This is a genomic window from Actinoplanes sp. HUAS TT8 (assembly GCF_051380535.1).
Taxonomy (GTDB): Bacteria; Actinomycetota; Actinomycetes; order Mycobacteriales; family Micromonosporaceae; genus Actinoplanes.
Window position 1 is genome coordinate 10,993,019 of sequence record NZ_CP195646.1, and the last position, 17,261, is coordinate 11,010,279.

14 protein-coding genes are annotated in these 17,261 nt (G+C 70.2%); 7 read left to right on the top strand and 7 right to left on the bottom strand.

Features of this window, described 5'->3' with window-relative positions:
* Nucleotides 1-29: 29 nt before the first annotated feature.
* From ACSHV8_RS49155 to ACSHV8_RS49165, 3 genes are read right to left on the bottom strand one after another with little or no spacing between them, the layout of a single operon-like run.
* Nucleotides 30-2,006 (bottom strand): ABC transporter ATP-binding protein, encoded by a 1,977-nt coding sequence (locus tag ACSHV8_RS49155; RefSeq protein ID WP_436527370.1) that lies wholly within the window; start codon nucleotides 2,004-2,006, stop codon nucleotides 30-32.
* Nucleotides 2,003-3,739, bottom strand: a complete 1,737-nt coding sequence (locus ACSHV8_RS49160) for an ABC transporter ATP-binding protein (protein ID WP_436527371.1) — start codon at nucleotides 3,737-3,739, stop codon at nucleotides 2,003-2,005. The genes ACSHV8_RS49155 and ACSHV8_RS49160 overlap by 4 nt, the downstream gene beginning before the upstream one ends.
* Complete coding sequence (locus ACSHV8_RS49165) at nucleotides 3,730-4,347, bottom strand: TetR/AcrR family transcriptional regulator (RefSeq protein WP_436527372.1); 618 nt, start codon at nucleotides 4,345-4,347, stop codon at nucleotides 3,730-3,732. The genes ACSHV8_RS49160 and ACSHV8_RS49165 overlap by 10 nt, the downstream gene beginning before the upstream one ends.
* 97 nt (nucleotides 4,348-4,444) lie before the next feature.
* Here ACSHV8_RS49165 and ACSHV8_RS49170 point away from each other — a divergent pair, with 97 nt between their 5' ends.
* Entirely contained in the window at nucleotides 4,445-6,100 is a 1,656-nt protein-coding gene (locus ACSHV8_RS49170; RefSeq protein WP_436527373.1) for a sulfatase-like hydrolase/transferase, read from the top strand.
* A 232-nt stretch (nucleotides 6,101-6,332) separates the two neighbouring features.
* Here the strand turns inward: ACSHV8_RS49170 and ACSHV8_RS49175 are convergent, their stop codons facing one another.
* Nucleotides 6,333-7,304, bottom strand: a complete 972-nt coding sequence (locus ACSHV8_RS49175; protein ID WP_436527374.1) for an Acg family FMN-binding oxidoreductase — start codon at nucleotides 7,302-7,304, stop codon at nucleotides 6,333-6,335.
* A 302-nt stretch (nucleotides 7,305-7,606) separates the two neighbouring features.
* On the opposite strand from ACSHV8_RS49175, the gene ACSHV8_RS49180 reads away from it, so the two are divergent.
* A complete protein-coding gene (locus ACSHV8_RS49180; protein WP_436527375.1) occupies nucleotides 7,607-8,320 on the top strand; it encodes an adenosylcobinamide amidohydrolase in 714 nt (237 codons plus the stop codon).
* 326 nt (nucleotides 8,321-8,646) lie between these two features.
* Here ACSHV8_RS49180 and ACSHV8_RS49185 read toward each other — a convergent pair whose 3' ends face one another.
* Nucleotides 8,647-9,231, bottom strand: coding sequence for a DUF1684 domain-containing protein (locus ACSHV8_RS49185; protein ID WP_436527376.1), 585 nt, complete (start codon nucleotides 9,229-9,231; stop codon nucleotides 8,647-8,649).
* A 97-nt stretch (nucleotides 9,232-9,328) separates the two neighbouring features.
* Between ACSHV8_RS49185 and ACSHV8_RS49190 the strand changes: the two genes are divergently transcribed.
* On the top strand, nucleotides 9,329-10,306 hold the full coding sequence (locus tag ACSHV8_RS49190; RefSeq protein ID WP_436527377.1) for a class I SAM-dependent methyltransferase: 978 nt from the start codon (nucleotides 9,329-9,331) through the stop codon (nucleotides 10,304-10,306).
* Here the strand turns inward: ACSHV8_RS49190 and ACSHV8_RS49195 are convergent.
* Nucleotides 10,303-11,097 carry an HAD family hydrolase gene (locus ACSHV8_RS49195; RefSeq protein ID WP_436527378.1) on the bottom strand — a complete coding sequence of 265 codons (795 nt, stop codon included), beginning with the start codon at nucleotides 11,095-11,097 and terminating at the stop codon, nucleotides 10,303-10,305. The genes ACSHV8_RS49190 and ACSHV8_RS49195 overlap by 4 nt on opposite strands.
* A 138-nt stretch (nucleotides 11,098-11,235) precedes the next feature.
* Here ACSHV8_RS49195 and ACSHV8_RS49200 point away from each other — a divergent pair, with 138 nt between their 5' ends.
* From ACSHV8_RS49200 to ACSHV8_RS49215, 4 genes are all read left to right on the top strand, one after another.
* Nucleotides 11,236-12,384 carry an NAD(+)/NADH kinase gene (locus tag ACSHV8_RS49200; RefSeq protein WP_436527379.1) on the top strand — a complete coding sequence of 383 codons (1,149 nt, stop codon included), beginning with the start codon at nucleotides 11,236-11,238 and terminating at the stop codon, nucleotides 12,382-12,384.
* A gap of 4 nt (nucleotides 12,385-12,388) precedes the next feature.
* Nucleotides 12,389-14,047 (top strand): FAD-dependent oxidoreductase, encoded by a 1,659-nt coding sequence (locus ACSHV8_RS49205; protein WP_436527380.1) that lies wholly within the window; start codon nucleotides 12,389-12,391, stop codon nucleotides 14,045-14,047.
* Nucleotides 14,048-14,049: 2 nt separating this feature from the next.
* Complete coding sequence (locus ACSHV8_RS49210; protein ID WP_436527381.1) at nucleotides 14,050-15,519, top strand: ATP-binding protein; 1,470 nt, start codon at nucleotides 14,050-14,052, stop codon at nucleotides 15,517-15,519.
* A gap of 205 nt (nucleotides 15,520-15,724) precedes the next feature.
* On the top strand, nucleotides 15,725-16,114 hold the full coding sequence (locus tag ACSHV8_RS49215; RefSeq protein WP_436537330.1) for an SRPBCC family protein: 390 nt from the start codon (nucleotides 15,725-15,727) through the stop codon (nucleotides 16,112-16,114).
* Nucleotides 16,115-16,308: 194 nt separating this feature from the next.
* On the opposite strand, the gene ACSHV8_RS49220 is transcribed toward ACSHV8_RS49215, so the two are convergent.
* Nucleotides 16,309-17,175: a class I SAM-dependent methyltransferase gene (locus tag ACSHV8_RS49220; RefSeq protein ID WP_436527382.1), complete on the bottom strand. Its 867-nt coding sequence runs from the start codon at nucleotides 17,173-17,175 to the stop codon at nucleotides 16,309-16,311.
* Nucleotides 17,176-17,261 lie beyond the last annotated feature (86 nt).

Below are 17,261 nucleotides of genomic sequence, written 5' to 3' on the forward strand. Positions count from 1 at the left end.
GGCGGCCTCACGGCCGCCCCCGTTCCATGTCAGTCCACCTCGGCGACGGCCTGGGCGAACTGCGCCGAGTACAACCGCGCGTACGCCCCCTCGGCCTCGATCAGCTGATCGTGTGTCCCCTGCTCCACGATCGTCCCGTTCTCCATCACCAGGATGAGGTCGGCGTCGCGGATGGTGGAGAGCCGGTGCGCGATCACGAAGCTGGTGCGTCCGGTCCGCAGCGTGTTCATCGCCCGCTGGATCAGCACCTCGGTGCGGGTGTCGACCGAGCTGGTCGCCTCGTCCAGGATCAGGATGCTGGGTTCGGCCAGGAACGCCCGCGCGATCGTGATCAGCTGTTTCTGACCGGCGCTGACGTTCGACCCCTCCTCGTCGATCGTCGTCTCGTAGCCCTCGGGGAGCATCCGGACGAACCCGTCGACGTGCGCGGCCTCGGCCGCCCGGACGACTTCCTCCTGGTCGTGGGAGTCGGCGCCGTACGCGAGGTTCTCGGCGATCGTCCCCCCGAACAGCCACGTGTCCTGGAGCACCATCCCGATCTGCTCGCGCAGCTGTTCACGGGGCATGGTCGCGATGTCCACCCCGTCCAGGGTGATCCGTCCACCGGTCACGTCGTAGAACCGCATCAGCAGGTTGACCAGTGTGGTCTTGCCGGCCCCGGTCGGCCCGACGATGGCGACGGTCTGTCCGGGCTCGACCGACAGCGACAGGTTCTCGATCAGCGGCTTGTCCGGCGTGTAGCGGAACGACACGTTCTCGAACGCGATCCGCCCCTCGACCCGGGGGATGTCCACCGGATCCGGGTCCGGGGTCTGCTCGTCGGCGTCGAGCAGGGCGAACACCCGCTCGGCGGACGCCACGCCGGACTGCACCAGGTTCGCCATGCTGGCCACCTGGGTCAGCGGCTGGCTGAACTGCCGCGAGTACTGGATGAAGGCCTGCACGTCACCCAGCGACAGCGACCCGGAGGTCACCCGCAGCGCGCCGACGACCGCGACCAGCACGTAGTTCACGTTGCTGATGAACATCATGGCCGGCTGGATCAGTCCGGAGATGAACTGCGCGCGGAAACTGGACGCGAACAGCTTGTCGTTGTGTTCCCGGAACGTCGCCTCGGCCTCGTGCTGGCGCCCGAACACCTTGACCAGCGAGTGCCCGGTGAACATCTCCTCGATGTGCCCGTTGAGCTGGCCGGTGGTCTTCCACTGGGCGACGAACTGGGGTTGCGCCCGCTTGCCGATCGCCTTGGTCAGGAAGAACGACACCGGGATGGTGATCAGCGCGATCAGGGCCAGCAGAGGCGAGATCCAGAACATCATTCCCAGTACGCCGACGACCGTCAGCAGGGCGGTGATGAGCTGGGCGAACGTCTGCTGCAGGGTCTGTGCGATGTTGTCGGTGTCGTTGGTGGCCCGGCTCAGGACCTCGCCGCGCGCCTGCTTGTCGAAGTAGGACAGCGGCAGCCGGGACAGCTTGGCCTCGACCTGGTTGCGCAGGTCGAAGACGGCGGTCTGCACGACGCGGGCGGTGACCCGGCCCTGGAACACGCCGAACACCCAGGCGAACAGGTAGATCACGGCCACCCAGGCCAGCACGTGCATCAGCTTGTCGAAGTCGATGCCCTGTCCGGGGACCACGTCTTTCGTGGCGGCCAGCAGGTCGGCCATCTTGTTCTGACCGCTCTGGCGCAGGATCTCGACGGCCTGTTCCCGGGTGGTGCCGGGCGGCAGCGACTCGCCGAGCTTCTTGCCGAGCACACCGTTGAAGATCACGTCGGTGGCGTGCCCGAGCAGCCGCGGCCCGAGCACCGACAGGGTGACCGAGGCCACCCCGAAGAGCAGCACCAGGCCGACCAGCATCCGCTGCGGCGCGAGCATCTTGAGCAGGCGCTTGGTCGAGCCCTTGAAGTCCTGCAGTTTCTCCGGCGGACCGCCGGCTCCCATCATCATCCGGGCGGCCGGCGGGCCACCCATCGGTCGCGCGGGCGGCCGGTTGGGCGCGGTCATGCGTTGGCCTCCTGCTCGGTGAGCTGGGAAAGAACGATTTCCCGGTACGTCGGATTGCCGTCCATCAGTTCCTCATGCGTCCCGGTCCCGACCACGCGGCCGTCGTCGAGCACGACGATCCGGTCGGCGTCCCGGATCGTGCTGACCCGCTGCGCGACGATGACGACCGTCGCGTCGGCGATGTGCTCGGTGAGCGCGGCCCGCAGCGCGGCGTCGGTGGCGTAGTCGAGCGCCGAGAACGAGTCGTCGAACAGGTAGATCTCCGGCCGGTGCACGAGCGCCCGGGCGATGGCGAGCCGCTGCCGCTGGCCGCCGGAGACGTTGGTGCCGCCCTGCGCGATCGGGGCGTCGAGCTGCCCGTCCATCGCCTCGACGAAACCCTTGGCCTGCGCGATCTCCAGGGCCTCCCAGAGGTCCTCGTCGGTGGCGTCCGGGTTGCCGTAGCGCAGGTTGGTGGCGATCGTGCCGGTGAACAGGTACGGCCGCTGCGGCACGATGCCGACCAGCCGGGACAGCAGGTCGACGTCGAGCTCGCGCACGTCCACGCCGTCGACCAGCACCGAGCCCTCGCTGACGTCGAACAGCCGGGGGATCAGGTTGAGCAGGGTGGTCTTGCCGCTGCCGGTGGACCCGATGATCGCGGTCACCTCGCGGGGCCGGGCGATGAGACGTACATCGGAAAGCACTGCGGCCTCAGCCCCGGGATAGCGGAAGCTGACATCGTTGAGTTCCAACTCGCCATGTCTGATCACCTCGGTGATCGGCGCCGCAGGCGGCGTCACCGAGGTGTCGGTGCCGGTCACCTCCTGGATGCGCTCGGCGCAGACCTCGGCCCGCGGGATCATGATGAACATGAAGGTGGCCATCATGATCGACATCAGGATCTGCATCAGGTAGCTCAGGAACGCGGTGAGCGCGCCGACCTGCATGTGGCCGCTGTCGATCCGGTGCCCACCGAACCAGAGCACAGCGATGCTGGAGATGTTCACGATCAGCATCACGGTCGGGAACATCAGCGCCATGATCTTGCCGGCCTTCAGCGAGACCTGGGTGAGGTCGTCGTTGGCGACCTCGTAGCGCGCCTTCTCCCGGTCGTCGCGGACGAACGCCCGGATCACCCGGATGCCGGTGATCTGCTCGCGCATGACCTGGTTGACCCGGTCGAGCTTGACCTGCAGGCTGCGGAAGAGCGGCCGCATCCGGCTGATGATCAGGGCGACCACGCCGATCAGGATCGGGATGATCACCAGTAGGAGCGAGGAGAGCGGCACGTCCTGGCGCAGCGCCAGCACGATGCCGCCGACGCACATGATCGGCGCCGAGACCATCAGCGTGAACGTGAGCAGCACCAGCATCTGGATCTGCTGCACGTCGTTGGTGGTCCGGGTGATCAGCGAGGGCGCGCCGAACTGGCCGACCTCGCGGGCCGAGAACGTCTGCACCCGGCTGAAGATCGACTCGCGGACGTCCCGGCCGACCGCCATGGCGGTGCGCGCGCCGAAATACACGGCGACGACCTGCGCCGCGATCTGCAGTACGGTGATGCCGAGCATCCCGCCGCCGACCCGCATCACGTATCCGGTGTCACCCGCGATGACACCCTTGTCGATGATGTCGGCGTTCAGGGTTGGTAGGTAGAGCGTCGCGAGCGTCTGCAGGAATTGGAAGAGCACGATCAGGCCGATCGTGTTCCAGTACGGCCGCAGATGGACGCGAAGCAGTTTCATGAGCACTTCGCTTGCTCCCCCTCGTCGATGAGAATGCCGTCGAGCAGCAACGACGCCAGCTCCGAGCCGCTGAACTGCTCGCTGTCGCCGAACGGTCCGAACGTGTTGGCGCCGCAGTAGAGCAGCAGGAGCCGCGCCGCCTTGGCCGGTGAGACCCGCAGCCGGGCCGCGTCCGGCTCCAGAACCTCGGTCACCGCGGTCATCAGCTGCCCGCGGGTGGAGGTCATCCGGTCCCGCGCCTCCGGGCTGCTGTCGCCGGTGATGATCAGCCGGCGCGCGGCGTGCATCAAGCTCGCGTTCTCGGTGAACCGGGCGTGCACGATCTCGGCCGCGGCCAGCAGCCGGACCCGCAGGGCGGCCGCCGGGTCGATGGCGGCCAGCGCGTCGAGCGTCGGCTGCACGTCGAGCGCCTTGACCACGGAGCAGACCACCAGCTCGTTCTTGTTGCTGAAGACGCCGAAGATGGTGCCCTCGGCGACCCCGGCCGCGGTGGCGATCTGCCGGGTGCTCACCTCGACCCCATGCTCGTGCAGCAGCGGGATGGTCGCGGCGATCAACGCGGCCCGCCGCTCGTCCGGCGCCAGGGCCGGTTGCCGTCTGCGTCTGTTCTCCACGGCGCACAGCCTAATGAGCGAGCACTCACTCATCCACTGACTTTTGTCATGGGGCCCCTGTCGAACCAGAACCGGGACGAGGGCGTATCAAGTAAACGTGAGCCAACCAAGCAAGCCGTACCGCCGGGTCATCCGCCATGTGACCACGGGTTTCGCCGCAGTCCTCGTCTTCCTCGCGCTGATCCTGCCGGACCAGATCACCCGTCTCCCGCCGGGCAATCACTGGTACACCGCGCTGGTGCGGATCCCCGTCGAGGGCCTGATCGCCGGCGCGGTTCTGCTGGTCACTCCCCGGAAGTGGCGCCGCTGGCTGGCCGCCGGCCTGGGCGTCCTGCTCGGCGGGCTCACCGTCATCAAGCTCGTCGACATCGGCTTCTTCTACGTCCTGGCCCGGCGCTTCGACCCGGTCCTGGACTGGACGCTCTTCGACGACGGTTTCAACTTCCTGATCGACTCGATCGGCAAGGCGTCGTCGATCGGCGTCGCGATCGGCGCCATCCTGCTCGCGGTCCTGCTGATCGTGGGCATGACCTGGGCGTTGATGCGCCTGACGGTGGTCGCGATCGGTCACCGCCGGATCGCCTGGAGCGGCCTGGGCGCGGCCGCGGTCGCCTGGGTCGCCCTGTTCACCATGAGCTACCAGCTGATCGGCGGCATCCCGGTCGCCGCCCACGCCGCCTCCGACCTGGCCCAGGACACCGCGCTGGCGCTGCCCAAGGACCTCGCCGACAAGCGGAAGTTCGTCGCCGAGGTCGACAACGACGCGTACCGGGACCGCCCCGGCGACCAGCTGCTCACCGCCCTGCGCGGCAAGGACGTGGTCATCTCGTTCATCGAGAGCTACGGTCGGGACGCGGTCGAGAACCCGGCGTTCAACGGTTCCGTGCTGACCGCCCTGGCCGACGGTGACCAGAAACTGGCCAAGGCCGGCTTCGCCGCCCGCAGCGGTTTCCTCACGTCCTCCACCGCCGGTGGCGGCAGCTGGCTGGCCCACTCGACGTTCCTGTCCGGGATGTGGGTCAACAACGAGTCGCGCTACCGCAGCCTGATGGCCACCGACCGGCTCACCCTGACCAAGACGTTCAAGAGCGCCGGGTACCGCACGGTCGGCATCGAGCCGGGCGTCATCTACGCCTGGCCGGAGGGCCAGTTCTACGGCTACGACCAGGTCTACGACAAGGCCGCGCTGAACTACCACGGCCCGCAGTTCAGCTGGTCACCGATGCCCGATCAGTACGCCCTGGCCCAGTTCCAGAAGAACGAGTACTCCCGCGCCGGCCGCGGCCCGCTGCTCGCCGAGATCACCCTGACCTCCAGCCACACCCCGTGGGCCCCGGTCCCCAGCATGCTCGACTGGGACCAGCTCGGCGACGGCAGCGTCTACGGCCCGCAGGCCAGGACCACCGACCCGAAGACCGTCTGGAAGGACGACAGCAAGATCAAGACCGAGTACGCCCGCTCGATCGCCTACTCGGTCGACAGCCTGATCGACTGGGCCACCAAGTACGGCGACGACAACCTGGTCATGGTCTTCCTCGGCGACCACCAGCCCGCCTCGGTCGTCGTCGGCCAGAACGCCACCCACGACGTCCCGATCACCATCGTCGCCAAGGACCCCAAGGTCTTCGACCGCATCACGTCCTGGGGCTGGACCAGCAGCGTCAAACCCGCCCCGAACGCCCCGGTCTGGCCGATGAACGAATTCCGCGACCGCTTCCTGACCGCCTTCGGCCCCGAGGGCGACCCCCATTAGTCAGGCGCGAGTTCGCTTCGTCCTTCACCTCAAAATCAAGATCACATTCTTCATTGCCTCGGTCCGCCGGGGTACAGACCGTCGCTCCCGCGGGGACCCTTCCGGTCCTCGCAGGGCGCTGGCGCGCCCAGGACGCGAGGCCCGCAAGGGCGACGTGGTCGGGTGGTTGCGGTCAGAGCAACAAACCCGCCCACGCCCGCATCCTTTCGACCAAGCCCAGAGGGAGCCGGGGTTACTCCTCGACGGTGATCACCTGGGTGGCCGGGAGGCGCGGGGTGTGCGGGGGCGCGGCCTGGGCCGGATCCTGGAGTCCGAGGCGGAGCGCCAGGTACGGAACGCCGGTACCGCCGAGCATCCGGGTCAGCGCGGCCCGGGTGAACGGCACCTCCACCGGCCCGCTGAGCGGCAGCACACTCACCGCGTGCTCGGTGGCGGCCAGCCACAACCGGCTCAGCGACTCACCGGCCCGCAGCCAGTCGGACTCGGCGTCGCCGGGGCCGTGGAGAACGCCGTACACCGCTGAATTGTCGTGTCCGTCGCCCGCAGCGACCGTACCGGCGGTCTGGAAGTCACGCTCCGCGACCGTGGTCAGTGGCACTTCCGCGGGCAGCGCCGACGACGGGATGCCGGTGCCGTCCGGCCGCTCGCCGCCGACCCAGCCGGCCAGCTCGGCGCGGGCCCGATCGTCGGCGTCCTCCGCCGATTGGGCCCGTTCCACCGCCACCGCGAGGTCGAGCACCTGGTCCCGGCCGAGCAGGTGCAGTCGCGCCCCGGCCGGCTCGGCCGCCTTGACCAGCTCGTCGAGCACCGGCTCGGGCACGGGTTCGTCACGGACGGTCCGCCGGTCGGTACGTCGTACCTGAAGCATCTGCAGGTGCCGCACAGCCTCCGGCTCGGCCGTCCGGCGCTCACCGGGCGTGATGACCGCGAGCGGCGCGTCCGAAGTCAGGGAACCGGGCCGAGCAACCGTGTACCCCCAGCCCTCCGCGTCCAGCGCCACCTGGGCGTGATGCAGCGCCGCGCCGCAGCTGACCAGCAGCATCCGGGCCTCCGGGTCCTGCGCCCGGAGCTGCCGTCCGGTCACCGCGAACAGCTCCAGCCGCCCGCCCCGGACCACCCACCGCCACGGCTGGGTGTTGTGGATCGACGGGGCGTACCGGGCCGCGTCCGCCGCTTGCGCCAGTGCCTGCTTGACCTCGCTCATAACCCTATGGTCACCGCGCCGGCCGGACCCCGTTAAGGCCAAAGGTCCCGCCCCCACCGGCTTTCCGCCCACCCTGCCCCCACCGGCTTTCCGCCCATCCCGCAGCCGCCTTTTCCTCCCGCGATTTCCTCCCGCGATGGCCGGTCGCAGCCGCCGCCGAAATCACCCGTCCCCCGGCGCCGAACGCTCCGCAGCCGCCCGCCCGAGTCGCCCGCTCCGCAAACCGGGTGAACCACGCAATCTGCTCCGCCTCGACAGCCAGGCCCGCCGGGTTTCCGAGGTCCCCCCGATAGGCTTTCCGGGTGTTCGCCGAGCCGTCCCTGACCCACCGCACCGAGGACGGCGCCGAGGTGCCGCTCCTGCTCTGGCGCTTCCCGGAACCGGTCCTCGCGGCCTCCAGCGCAGTCCTCGGCGGCGGCGTAGGCCCCCGCGAGTGGCTGATAAACGCCAGCGTCCCGATGTCGTACGCCCGCCCCGACCCGGAGACCCACCTGACCGAGCTGGCCACCGCCCTCGACCTCACCGGCCCGGGGATCGGCCTGCTCACCGGCGTCGACGTACACGACGTGGTGTCCGCCTCGGAGGACGGCGTACACGTCTACGCCACGGTCGGCCTGGGCGCCCCGATCCGCGCCGCCGAACCCGGCGTGACCGGTTTCGCCCACCGCCCCGGCACCATCAACATCGTCATCTGGATCCCCCAGCGTCTCTCCGCCGGAGCCCTGATCAACACCGTCGCCACCGCCACCGAGGCGAAAGTCCAGGCCCTGTCCGAACTGGGCCTGTCCGCCACGGGCACGGCCACCGACGCGATCTGCGTGCTCTGCCCGGCCACCGGCGATCCCGCGGCCTACGGCGGTCCCCGTTCCCACTGGGGCGCCCCGATGTCCCGGGCCGTCCTCACCACCGTCCGCACCGGCGGCGCCACCAACCTCACCACCGCCCGCTCCTGGTCCACCCACCACGACCAGCCCCCAGACCACCAGCACCAGCCAAGCCCTCCCAGCTGGCGCTGACGGTCGTCCCAGAGGGTCGGAGCCAACCGCCAGCCCCAGCCGAGCCCTCCCAGCTGGCGCTGACGGTCGTCCCAGAGGGTCGGAGCCAACCGCCAGCCCCAGCCGAGCCCTCCCAGCTGGTGCTGAGGGTTGTTCCCGGCGGTCGGAGCGACCGCCAGCCCCAGCTGAGGCTTGTCGGCTGGTGCTGACGGTTGGTTCCAGGTGGTCGGAGCGACCGTCAGCGCCAGCTGAGGCTTGTCGGCTGGTGCTGGTGGTCGTGTGGCGGCCGTGAGTGCCGGCTGAGGCCGGGAGCGGCGTCGGCCGGCGAGTTCAGCCGGGCCTGCCCGCTAGTGGTAGGTCTTCTCGCCCGCTTCCAGCGCGTGAGTGATGCGATTCTCCGGCGGGGCGAGCGGACAGGCCCACTCCGGGTCGTACGCGCAACTGGGGTTGTAGAGATAGTTGAAGTCGAGCCGGACCCGATCCGAGCCCAGCCATTCCACGCCCCGCCCATGGGTGCCTTTGACCGTGTCGGTCAGGTACCGCCCACCGCCGTACGTCTCGGTGCCGCATGTCCCGTCGCGGACCGGCAGGAAGAGGCCGCCACCGTAGGCGGCGATCCACCAGAGCGTGAGCTCACCGTAGGGCGTCTCCAGGATTCCGGATCGGTGATAGCGGACGACCCCGTCCGGCCCGCCGGTGTCGATCGTCAGCTCGCCCTCGGCCGGGCGCACCGGCACGTCGATGATCGCGTCCGGGTTCTCCGGGTAGTACCGCAGGCCGGCGAATCCGGCACGCTCGGAAGCCGGGATCGGTGACTGCGGGTGGGTGGCGAAGAGCTCGTCGCGGCGGGTGCGGAAATCCGACAGATCGGCCGCGTCGAGGTAGTTGCGGGCGACCACGGCCCGGAAATCGGCCAGCTCCAGTGACTCCATGCCGGGAACGGTAGCCGCGGATTCCCGCAGCTCACACCGGCGTAGTTGAATGAGTGAAACGTTGCGCACGTCACATGTGAGCTGCATCCTGGTGGGCGTGCCGGAACGGATTAGCGAAGTCACCGCCCTGCTGGCCGAGGTGCTGGCGCCGCGGGCGCCGCTCACCGTGATCGTCGACGGCGGTGATCCGGGCGCGGCGGCCGGCTTCGCGGCCAGACTCGCCGCGGCTTTCCCGGCCAGTTCCCGGGCGTGGAGCATCGACGCCGTGCTCGGGCTGACCGGGCCGGGCGGCGGCGGGGTCGACTCGGCGCTCAACGTGCTCGAACCGGCCACCGATCAGGTGCTGGTCTACCTGCGCGGCGGCCCGCGGAACCGGTTCGGCGGCGGCGACGGCGAGCGCCGGGCCCAGGTGGTGATCGATCACCGCGACCCGGACTGGCCGGTGATCCGGCACCTGCATCCGTCGCTGGCCGACCCGGATCGGTGGTACCTGTCGGAGAGCCGGGCGTTCTTCACCGCCCGGGCCGCGAATTGGGACGTCAAATTCGGAGACGATCTTCCGGCGTACGCGAAGGCGGTCCATGAGGCCGGCGTACGCCCCGGCGACGTGGTTCTCGACGTCGGCTGCGGCACCGGCCGGGCGCTGCCGGCGCTGGCCGGGGCGGTCGGGCCGGACGGCCGGGTGATCGGTCTCGACTTCACCCCGGACATGCTGGCCGAGGCGTCCCGGGCCGGGCGCGACAGCGCGGCCACGCTGCTGGTCGGCGACGCGCGCCGGCTGCCGATCGCGGACGCGGCGATCGACGTGATCTTCGCGGCCGGCCTGGTCAACCACCTGCCGGACCCGGCCGCCGGGCTGACCGAGCTGGCCCGGGTGACCCGCCCCGGCGGCACGCTGGCGATGTTCCACCCGGTGGGCCGGGCGGCGCTGGCGACCCGGCACGGGCGGACGCTGCGACCGGACGAGGCGCTGGCCGAGGCCCGTCTGGCCCCGCTGCTGGCCGGCGCCGGGTGGGTGCTGACCGCGTACGAGGACGGCGACGACCGTTTCCTGGCCCTGTCGACCCGGCTCTAGGCGCTGATCAGGCCGAGCTCGGTCAGGTAGCGGGCGAAGTCGCCGAACGGCACGTGCGCGCCGGCCGCGGCCAGCACCGCCGGATGGGCCGAGCCGATCGCGACCGCGTGCCCGACCAGCGCGAACATGCTCAGATCGTTGGGCATGTCCCCGAACGCGACGGTCTCCGCCGGTGAGACGCCGAGCCAGTCCAGGGCCCGGGACACCCCGGCCGCCTTGTCGACCCCGAGCGGCCCGGCCTCGATCAGGTGCGGCGCCGAGTAGGTCAGCGTGGCGCGCTCGGCGAAACCGGCCGCGGACAGTTCGGCGATCATCTCGTCCGAGGTCAGCGTCGCGTGACGGATGGCCACGCCGTACGCGGGCTGGTCGGCGATTTTTTCGATGGTGACCGATCGCCAGGGCTCGGCCGGCGGCCGGCCGCGCAGCGTCAGGTACTCCGGCGTGAGGTCCCAGGAGGCGACCCCGAAGACGGCCAGTCCCATCCCCGGCCGGGTGCGGACGTACGCCGCCAGGTCGCGCAGCGTGCCGACCTCCAGGGTGCGCTGCCAGAGCGTCCGGTTCTCGGACGGCGACCAGCCGAGCGCGCCGTTGTGCCCGACCGCCACCGCCAGGTGCCCGACGAGCCCGGTCAGGCGCTCCACCCCGTTGCGGGTCCGGGCCGTCGCGGCGAGCAGCGGCACCCCGCGATAGCGCAGCTGAGCGGCCGCGTTCAGCGTGGCCGGGCTCACCTCGTCGCCCGGTCCGACCACCGTGCCGTCCAGATCTGTGACCACCGCACGCCACTGAGTCATGACGGGCATTCAACATCATGTGTACGGGGTTGCGCCCGCCCACAGATTTTCAAGTGCTTCCCGCCACGCTGGCGAAGGTCGCCGATCTTGCGTACGACATGGAAGGCTGGCACCGAACGAAGGGGGACGCGGATGGGCATGATCAAAGTTGTCGGCCTGGTGCTGCACCCGCGCCGCGACTGCGGTTCGGCGGTCGACACCATCGTGTCCTGGGCCGCCGCGCGCGGGGTGACCGTGCTCGGCCTGCCCGACGAGATCACCCGGATCGACTGCAGCGCCGTCGCGGTCTCGTCCGAGGAGATGGTCGAGCGGGCCGGCCTGCTGGTCAGCCTCGGCGGCGACGGCACCATGCTGCGCAGCATGCGACTGGTCGAGGGCCGCAAGACCCCGGTCCTGGGGGTGAACGTGGGTCGTCTCGGCTTCCTGGCCGAGGTCGACCTGCCCGATCTGCAGGACGCGCTGTCGGCCATCGACGACCACTCGTACCGGATCGAGTCGCGCACCGCCGTGCGCACGGTCCTGCCGGACGGGCGCACGGTGACCGCGTTCAACGACATCGCCCTGGTCCGGGTCCCCGGGCACGGGCTGGCCGCGGTCGGGATCCGGGTCGAGGGCAAGCGGTTCGTCAACTACGCGGCCGACGCCGTCCTGGTCTCTACCCCGACCGGCTCGACGGCGTACAGCTTCTCGGCCGGCGGCCCGATCGTCTCGCCGAACGTGGAGGCCCTGATCGTCAGCGCCGCCGCCGCGCACTCGTCGTTCAACCGCTCGCTCGTCCTGGACACGTCCGAGCACCTCAGCCTGGACGTGCTGCCGACCAGCGGCCGCCTGGCGATCGAGGTCGACGGCATCATCGAGGGCTATGCGGAGGCCGGTGACGCCGTCGAGATCCAGCCGATCCCGGCCGCTGCCCAGGTGATCCGTTTCGGCCGCACCTCGTTCTACGAGCGGGCCCGGCGCAAGCTGCGGGTCGAGGGCAGCGCCCAGGCGGGCGACTTCGACGCCTCCGACGCGTCCGTGGTCGACAGCTTCGAGCAGCAGAGATATGAGGTGCTGGTCGGCGGCGAGGTCGCCGGGATGCTGCACTACCGCCGGCAGCTCGACCGCGTCGAGCTGCTGCACACCGAGGTCGACCAGGCGTTCTCCGGGCGCGGGCTGGCCGGCCGGCTGGCCGCGGCCGCGCTCGCCGATGCCCGCTCCCGGTCCCTCCCGGTCACCGCCACCTGCCCGTTCGTGGCCGGTTATCTGGAACGCCACCCCGAGCTGAACGATGTGGAGCTGAGGTAACGACATGGGCCAAGCCGCTATCCTCACCGTCGACGACGACCCGTCGGTCTCCCGCGCGATCGCGCGTGACCTGCGCCGGCGCTACGGCGACCACTACCGGGTCATCCGGGCCGGCGGCGCCTCCGAGGCGCTGGACGTGCTCAAGGAGCTGAAACTGCGTGGCGCCCGCGTCGCCGTGATGCTGGCCGACTACCGGATGCCGCAGATGAACGGCATCGAGTTCCTGGAGCAGGCGATGGACCTGTTCCCGCACGCGCGCCGCGCACTCCTGACGGCGTATGCGGACACCGACGCCGCGATCCAGGCCATCAACGTGGTCGACGTCGACCACTACCTGCTCAAGCCCTGGGATCCGCCGGAGGAGAAGCTCTACCCGGTGCTGGACGCGCTGCTCGACGCGTGGCAGGCCACCGGCGACCAGGAGCTGCCGGACATCCGCCTGGTCGGGCACCGGTGGAGCGAGCCGTCCTTCCAGATCCGTGACTTCCTGGCCCGCAACCTGGTGCCGTACAAGTATTTCGGCGCCGACGAGCCCGAGGGCCGCCGCCTGATGGAGGCCGCCGACGCCGGGCCGGAGTCGATCCCGCTGGTGGTGACCGCGGACGGGCGCGCCCTGCCCCGCCCGAGCGTGCAGGAGGTCGCCGAGGCGGCCGGCCTGTCGACCAACCCGGGCCGCGACTTCTACGACCTGATCATCGTGGGTGGCGGTCCGGCCGGGCTGGGCGCCGCGGTCTACGGCGGCTCGGAGGGGCTGAAGACGCTGCTCATCGAGCGGCAGGCGGTCGGCGGCCAGGCCGGTCAGAGCTCCCGGATCGAGAACTATCTGGGCTTCCCGGACGGGATCTCCGGCGCTCAGCTCACCGACCGCGCACGCCGGCAGGCCGACAAGTTCGCCGCCGAGACGCTGAACACCCGCGAGGTCGTCGGCCTGCGGGCGGACGGTTCGGCGCGGACCCTGACGTTCGCCGACGGCGGTGAGATCTCCGCGCACGCGATCCTGCTGGCCACCGGCGTCTCGTATCGACCCCTGGTCGCCGAGGGTGTCGCCGACCTGACCGGCTCGGGCGTCTTCTACGGCTCGGCCGCGACCGAGGGCCCGGCCTGCTCGGGCAGCGACGTCTACATCGTCGGCGGGGCCAACTCGGCCGGCCAGGCCGCGCTCTTCTTCTCGAGGTATGCGCGGAAGGTCACGCTGCTGGTGCGCGGCGACTCGCTGGAGTCCTCGATGTCGTTCTACCTGATCCAGCAGCTCGCCCAGGTGGAGAACATCGAGGTCCGCACCCGGTGCGAGGTGATCGGCGCGCAGGGCGACGGGCACCTGCAGGCGATCACGATCTGCGACAGCAAGGACGGCACGAAGGCCACGGTCGAGTGCGGCTACCTTTTCGTGTTCATCGGGGCGGAACCACGGACCGATTGGCTCGGTGACGCCGTCGCAAGGGACGGTAAGGGCTTCATCCGTACGGGATCGGATCTCCTCGCAAACGGTGAGCGCCCGCGGGGATGGGATCGGGACCGCGATCCGTTCTATCTGGAGAGCAGTGTTCCCGGCATCTTCGCCGCCGGCGACGTCCGAGCCAACTCGATCAAGCGGGTGGCCTCGGCGGTCGGTGAGGGCGCGATGGCCGTCGCGCTGGTCCATCGTTACCTGGAGGCGCAGTAACCATGACCACGGAGACCGAAGAGATCCGGCTCGAACCCTGCGAGCCCGGCCGGCTCACCCCCGCCGACCTGAAGACCCTGTTCCTGTTCGAGAAGCTCACCGACGAGCAGCTCGCCTGGATCGCCGACCACGGCTGCACCATGCGGGTTCCCGGCGGCGGCCTGGTGCTGCGCGAGGGCGACCCGGCCACGCAGTTCTTCGTGCTGCTGACCGGCACGATCGCGCTGAGCCGGCGGGTCGGGCAGGACGACGTGCAGACCAGCCGCACCGAGCAGCGCGGCGTGTACATGGGCGCCACGAACGCGTACCTGCGCGACGACGGCGTGCCCCGCAACTACATGGGCTCGATGCGGGCGCTCTCCGACTCCGAGTTCTTCGTGCTCTCCGAGCGGGACTTCAGCCGGATCATGCGCGAGTGGTTCCCGATGGCCACCCACCTGCTGGAGGGCCTGGCCCTGGGCATGCGCAGCTCCCAGGCGGCGATCGGTGAGCGGCAGCGTCTCCAGGCGCTCGGGGCGCTCTCGGCCGGCCTGATGCACGAGCTGAACAATCCGGCCGCGGCGGCGTCCCGGGCCACCGGCGCGCTGCGCGAGCGGGTCGCCGGGATGCGGATGAAACTCGGCAAGCTGGCCAAGGGCAAGGTCCCCCCGGACCGCCTGATCGCCCTGCTCAACCTCCAGGAGGAGGTCATCGAGCGGGCGGCCAAGGCACCGGTGCGCACCGCGATGGAGATCGCCGACCTGGAGGACGAGCTCGGCGACTGGATGGAGCAGCACGGCGTCACCGGCGGGTGGGACGTCGCTCCGATCTTCGCCCAGGGCGGCATCGACACCGACTGCCTCACCGAGATCGAGTCCCGGCTGGAGTCGCCGGAACTGCTCGACCAGGCGATCCACTGGATCGGCTACGCCCTGGAGACCGAGCAGTTGATGAGCGACATCGAGGACGCCACCGGCCGGGTGTCGTCGCTGGTCAACGCGGCCAAGCAGTACTCGCACGTGGACCGTTCGGCCCACCAGTGGATCGACGTGCATACCGGGCTGGACAGCACCCTGGTGATGCTCGGCCACAAGATCGGCGACGGGATCCGGGTGGTCAAGGAGTATGACCGGTCGCTGCCGCAGATCCCGGTCCACCCGGCCGAGCTGAACCAGGTGTGGACGAACCTGATCGACAACGCCGTCCAGGCGATGTCCGGGGCGGGAACGCTGACGATCCGGACGTACGAGGAGGACGAACGCGTCGTCGTCTCGGTCGGGGACACCGGTCCCGGCGTGCCCGACGAGATCAAGAAGCGGGTGTTCGAGCCGTTCTTCACCACCAAGCCGGTGGGTGAGGGGACCGGGCTCGGGCTCGACATCTCGTACCGCATCGTGGTCAACGGCCACGGCGGCGACATCTCGCTGCAGTCCACGCCCGGTGATACGAGGTTCCTGGTGCGGCTGCCGATGAGCGAGCCCGCGTCGGCGTAAGTCGTTTGGAGTCGCTCGTCGCCGCCCCCTAGGATCGGGGTCGTGCGATGGGCGGCTCCTCGCGGCGCTTCCTTCTCTTCCTTCGCTGAAAACGAAATATAGCGCCGCGGCTCTCCGCCCATCGCCGCCATCAGCGACGCCGGGTCGACGGCTGGTGCTCGGTCGGATTGCCCGCCCTCACCTTGGAGTCGACCTCTTGGCCACCGTGTCGGTCGCGACGTTCGTGGATGTTCCCGCTGCTCAGGCCTGGGAGGCGATCGCCGATGTGGGCGCGGTGCACGAGCGGCTGCTGCCCGGGCGGGTGGCGTCGGCCGAGATCGACGGCGACATCCGGATCCTGACGATGCCGGGCGGCGCCCGGATCCGTGAGCTGATCATCGCGATCGACCATGAGCTGCGCCGGCTGGCCTACTCGGTGATCGAGGGGCAGGCCATGCCGCTGACCTATCACCACGCGGCGTTCCAGGTGGTCGAGGTCGACGGGCGTACTCAAATAATCTGGACCACCGATGTCCTGCCGCACGCTCTCGCGGGCGCGGTCCAGGCCCGCGTCGAACGCGGCATCGTGGAGATGAAAGCGGTCCTGGAACGCTGACCGGCTGGTCCTCACGGCTGCTTCAACCGGCCCGAGACAGCCCTGAGCACCAGCCGGAACCCGGGCGCGCGCGGCGGCCGGTGGCGGGCTGAGCGGGCGGCTCGTCAGATGTCGGCGACGGCGGCGTGGGCGGGTCAGATGCTGGCGACGGCGAGGTGGCCGGGTCAGATGTCGGCGACGGCGGCGTGGGTGGATCAGATGTCGGCGACGGCGACGTGGCCGGAGCGGAACGAGATCGTGTCCGAGGTCGCGTCCAGCATCCCGGCGGCCAGGTCGAGCAGGTGGTTGTCACGGATCACGGTGAAACCATGCCGCCGCAGCAGCCCGCCCATCGACTCCGGCGTCCAGGTCGAGAGCCACGGCTCGGCTGTCCACGGGCTGGTCCGCCCGGACATGCGCGCCAGCGTGTGCACGACGAACCGCCCGGCCCGCGCCGAGATCGACACCGCTTGGTAGTTGACGATCAGCCGGCTGCCCGCCGCGGACAGCGAGGCGATCGCCTGCACGGTCGCGGTGACCTGCTCCCGGGTCAGGTAGGGAACCACGCCCTCCCACACCCAGGTGGTCGGTTCGGCCCCCCGATGCCCGGCCGCGGCCAGCGCGTCCCCGAGCCGGTCCCGCGCGAAGTCCACCGGCACGAACGTCGGCGGTTTGCCCTCCAGAGCCGCCGCCCGGTCGCGTTTGTCCTGCTGGGAGGCGGGCTGGTCGACCTCGTAGACGTCCGCGTCGGCCAGCTCGGGCATGCGCCAGGCGCGTCCGTCCAGACCCGCGCCGAGGATCACCACCTGCGGGGTACGGCTTTCTCGCACCGCGTCGTCGATCGCCACCGTCCGCGGGACCATCATCTGGCCGCAGCGCAGCACCATCTCGTACCCGAACCGGTCGTTCCAATCGGTTGGCTCCTTGCCCGCCAGCACCTGGTCGACCAGTTCCAGTTCATCGTCCCGGAGCAGGACACGCGCGGTCGGATCGGCATACCGCCCGGCCGTGACCTGTCCGTCGGCCACCGCCCGCCCCTGGCACACGAGGACCGCGGTCTGACTCGCCTGATACTCGGGCATGACCCCGACCGTAGCCCGTGCGGCCCCACCGGACCGCTGACACCTGTCACTCGATGCACGCCACGATCTCCCGCAGGATCAACGCC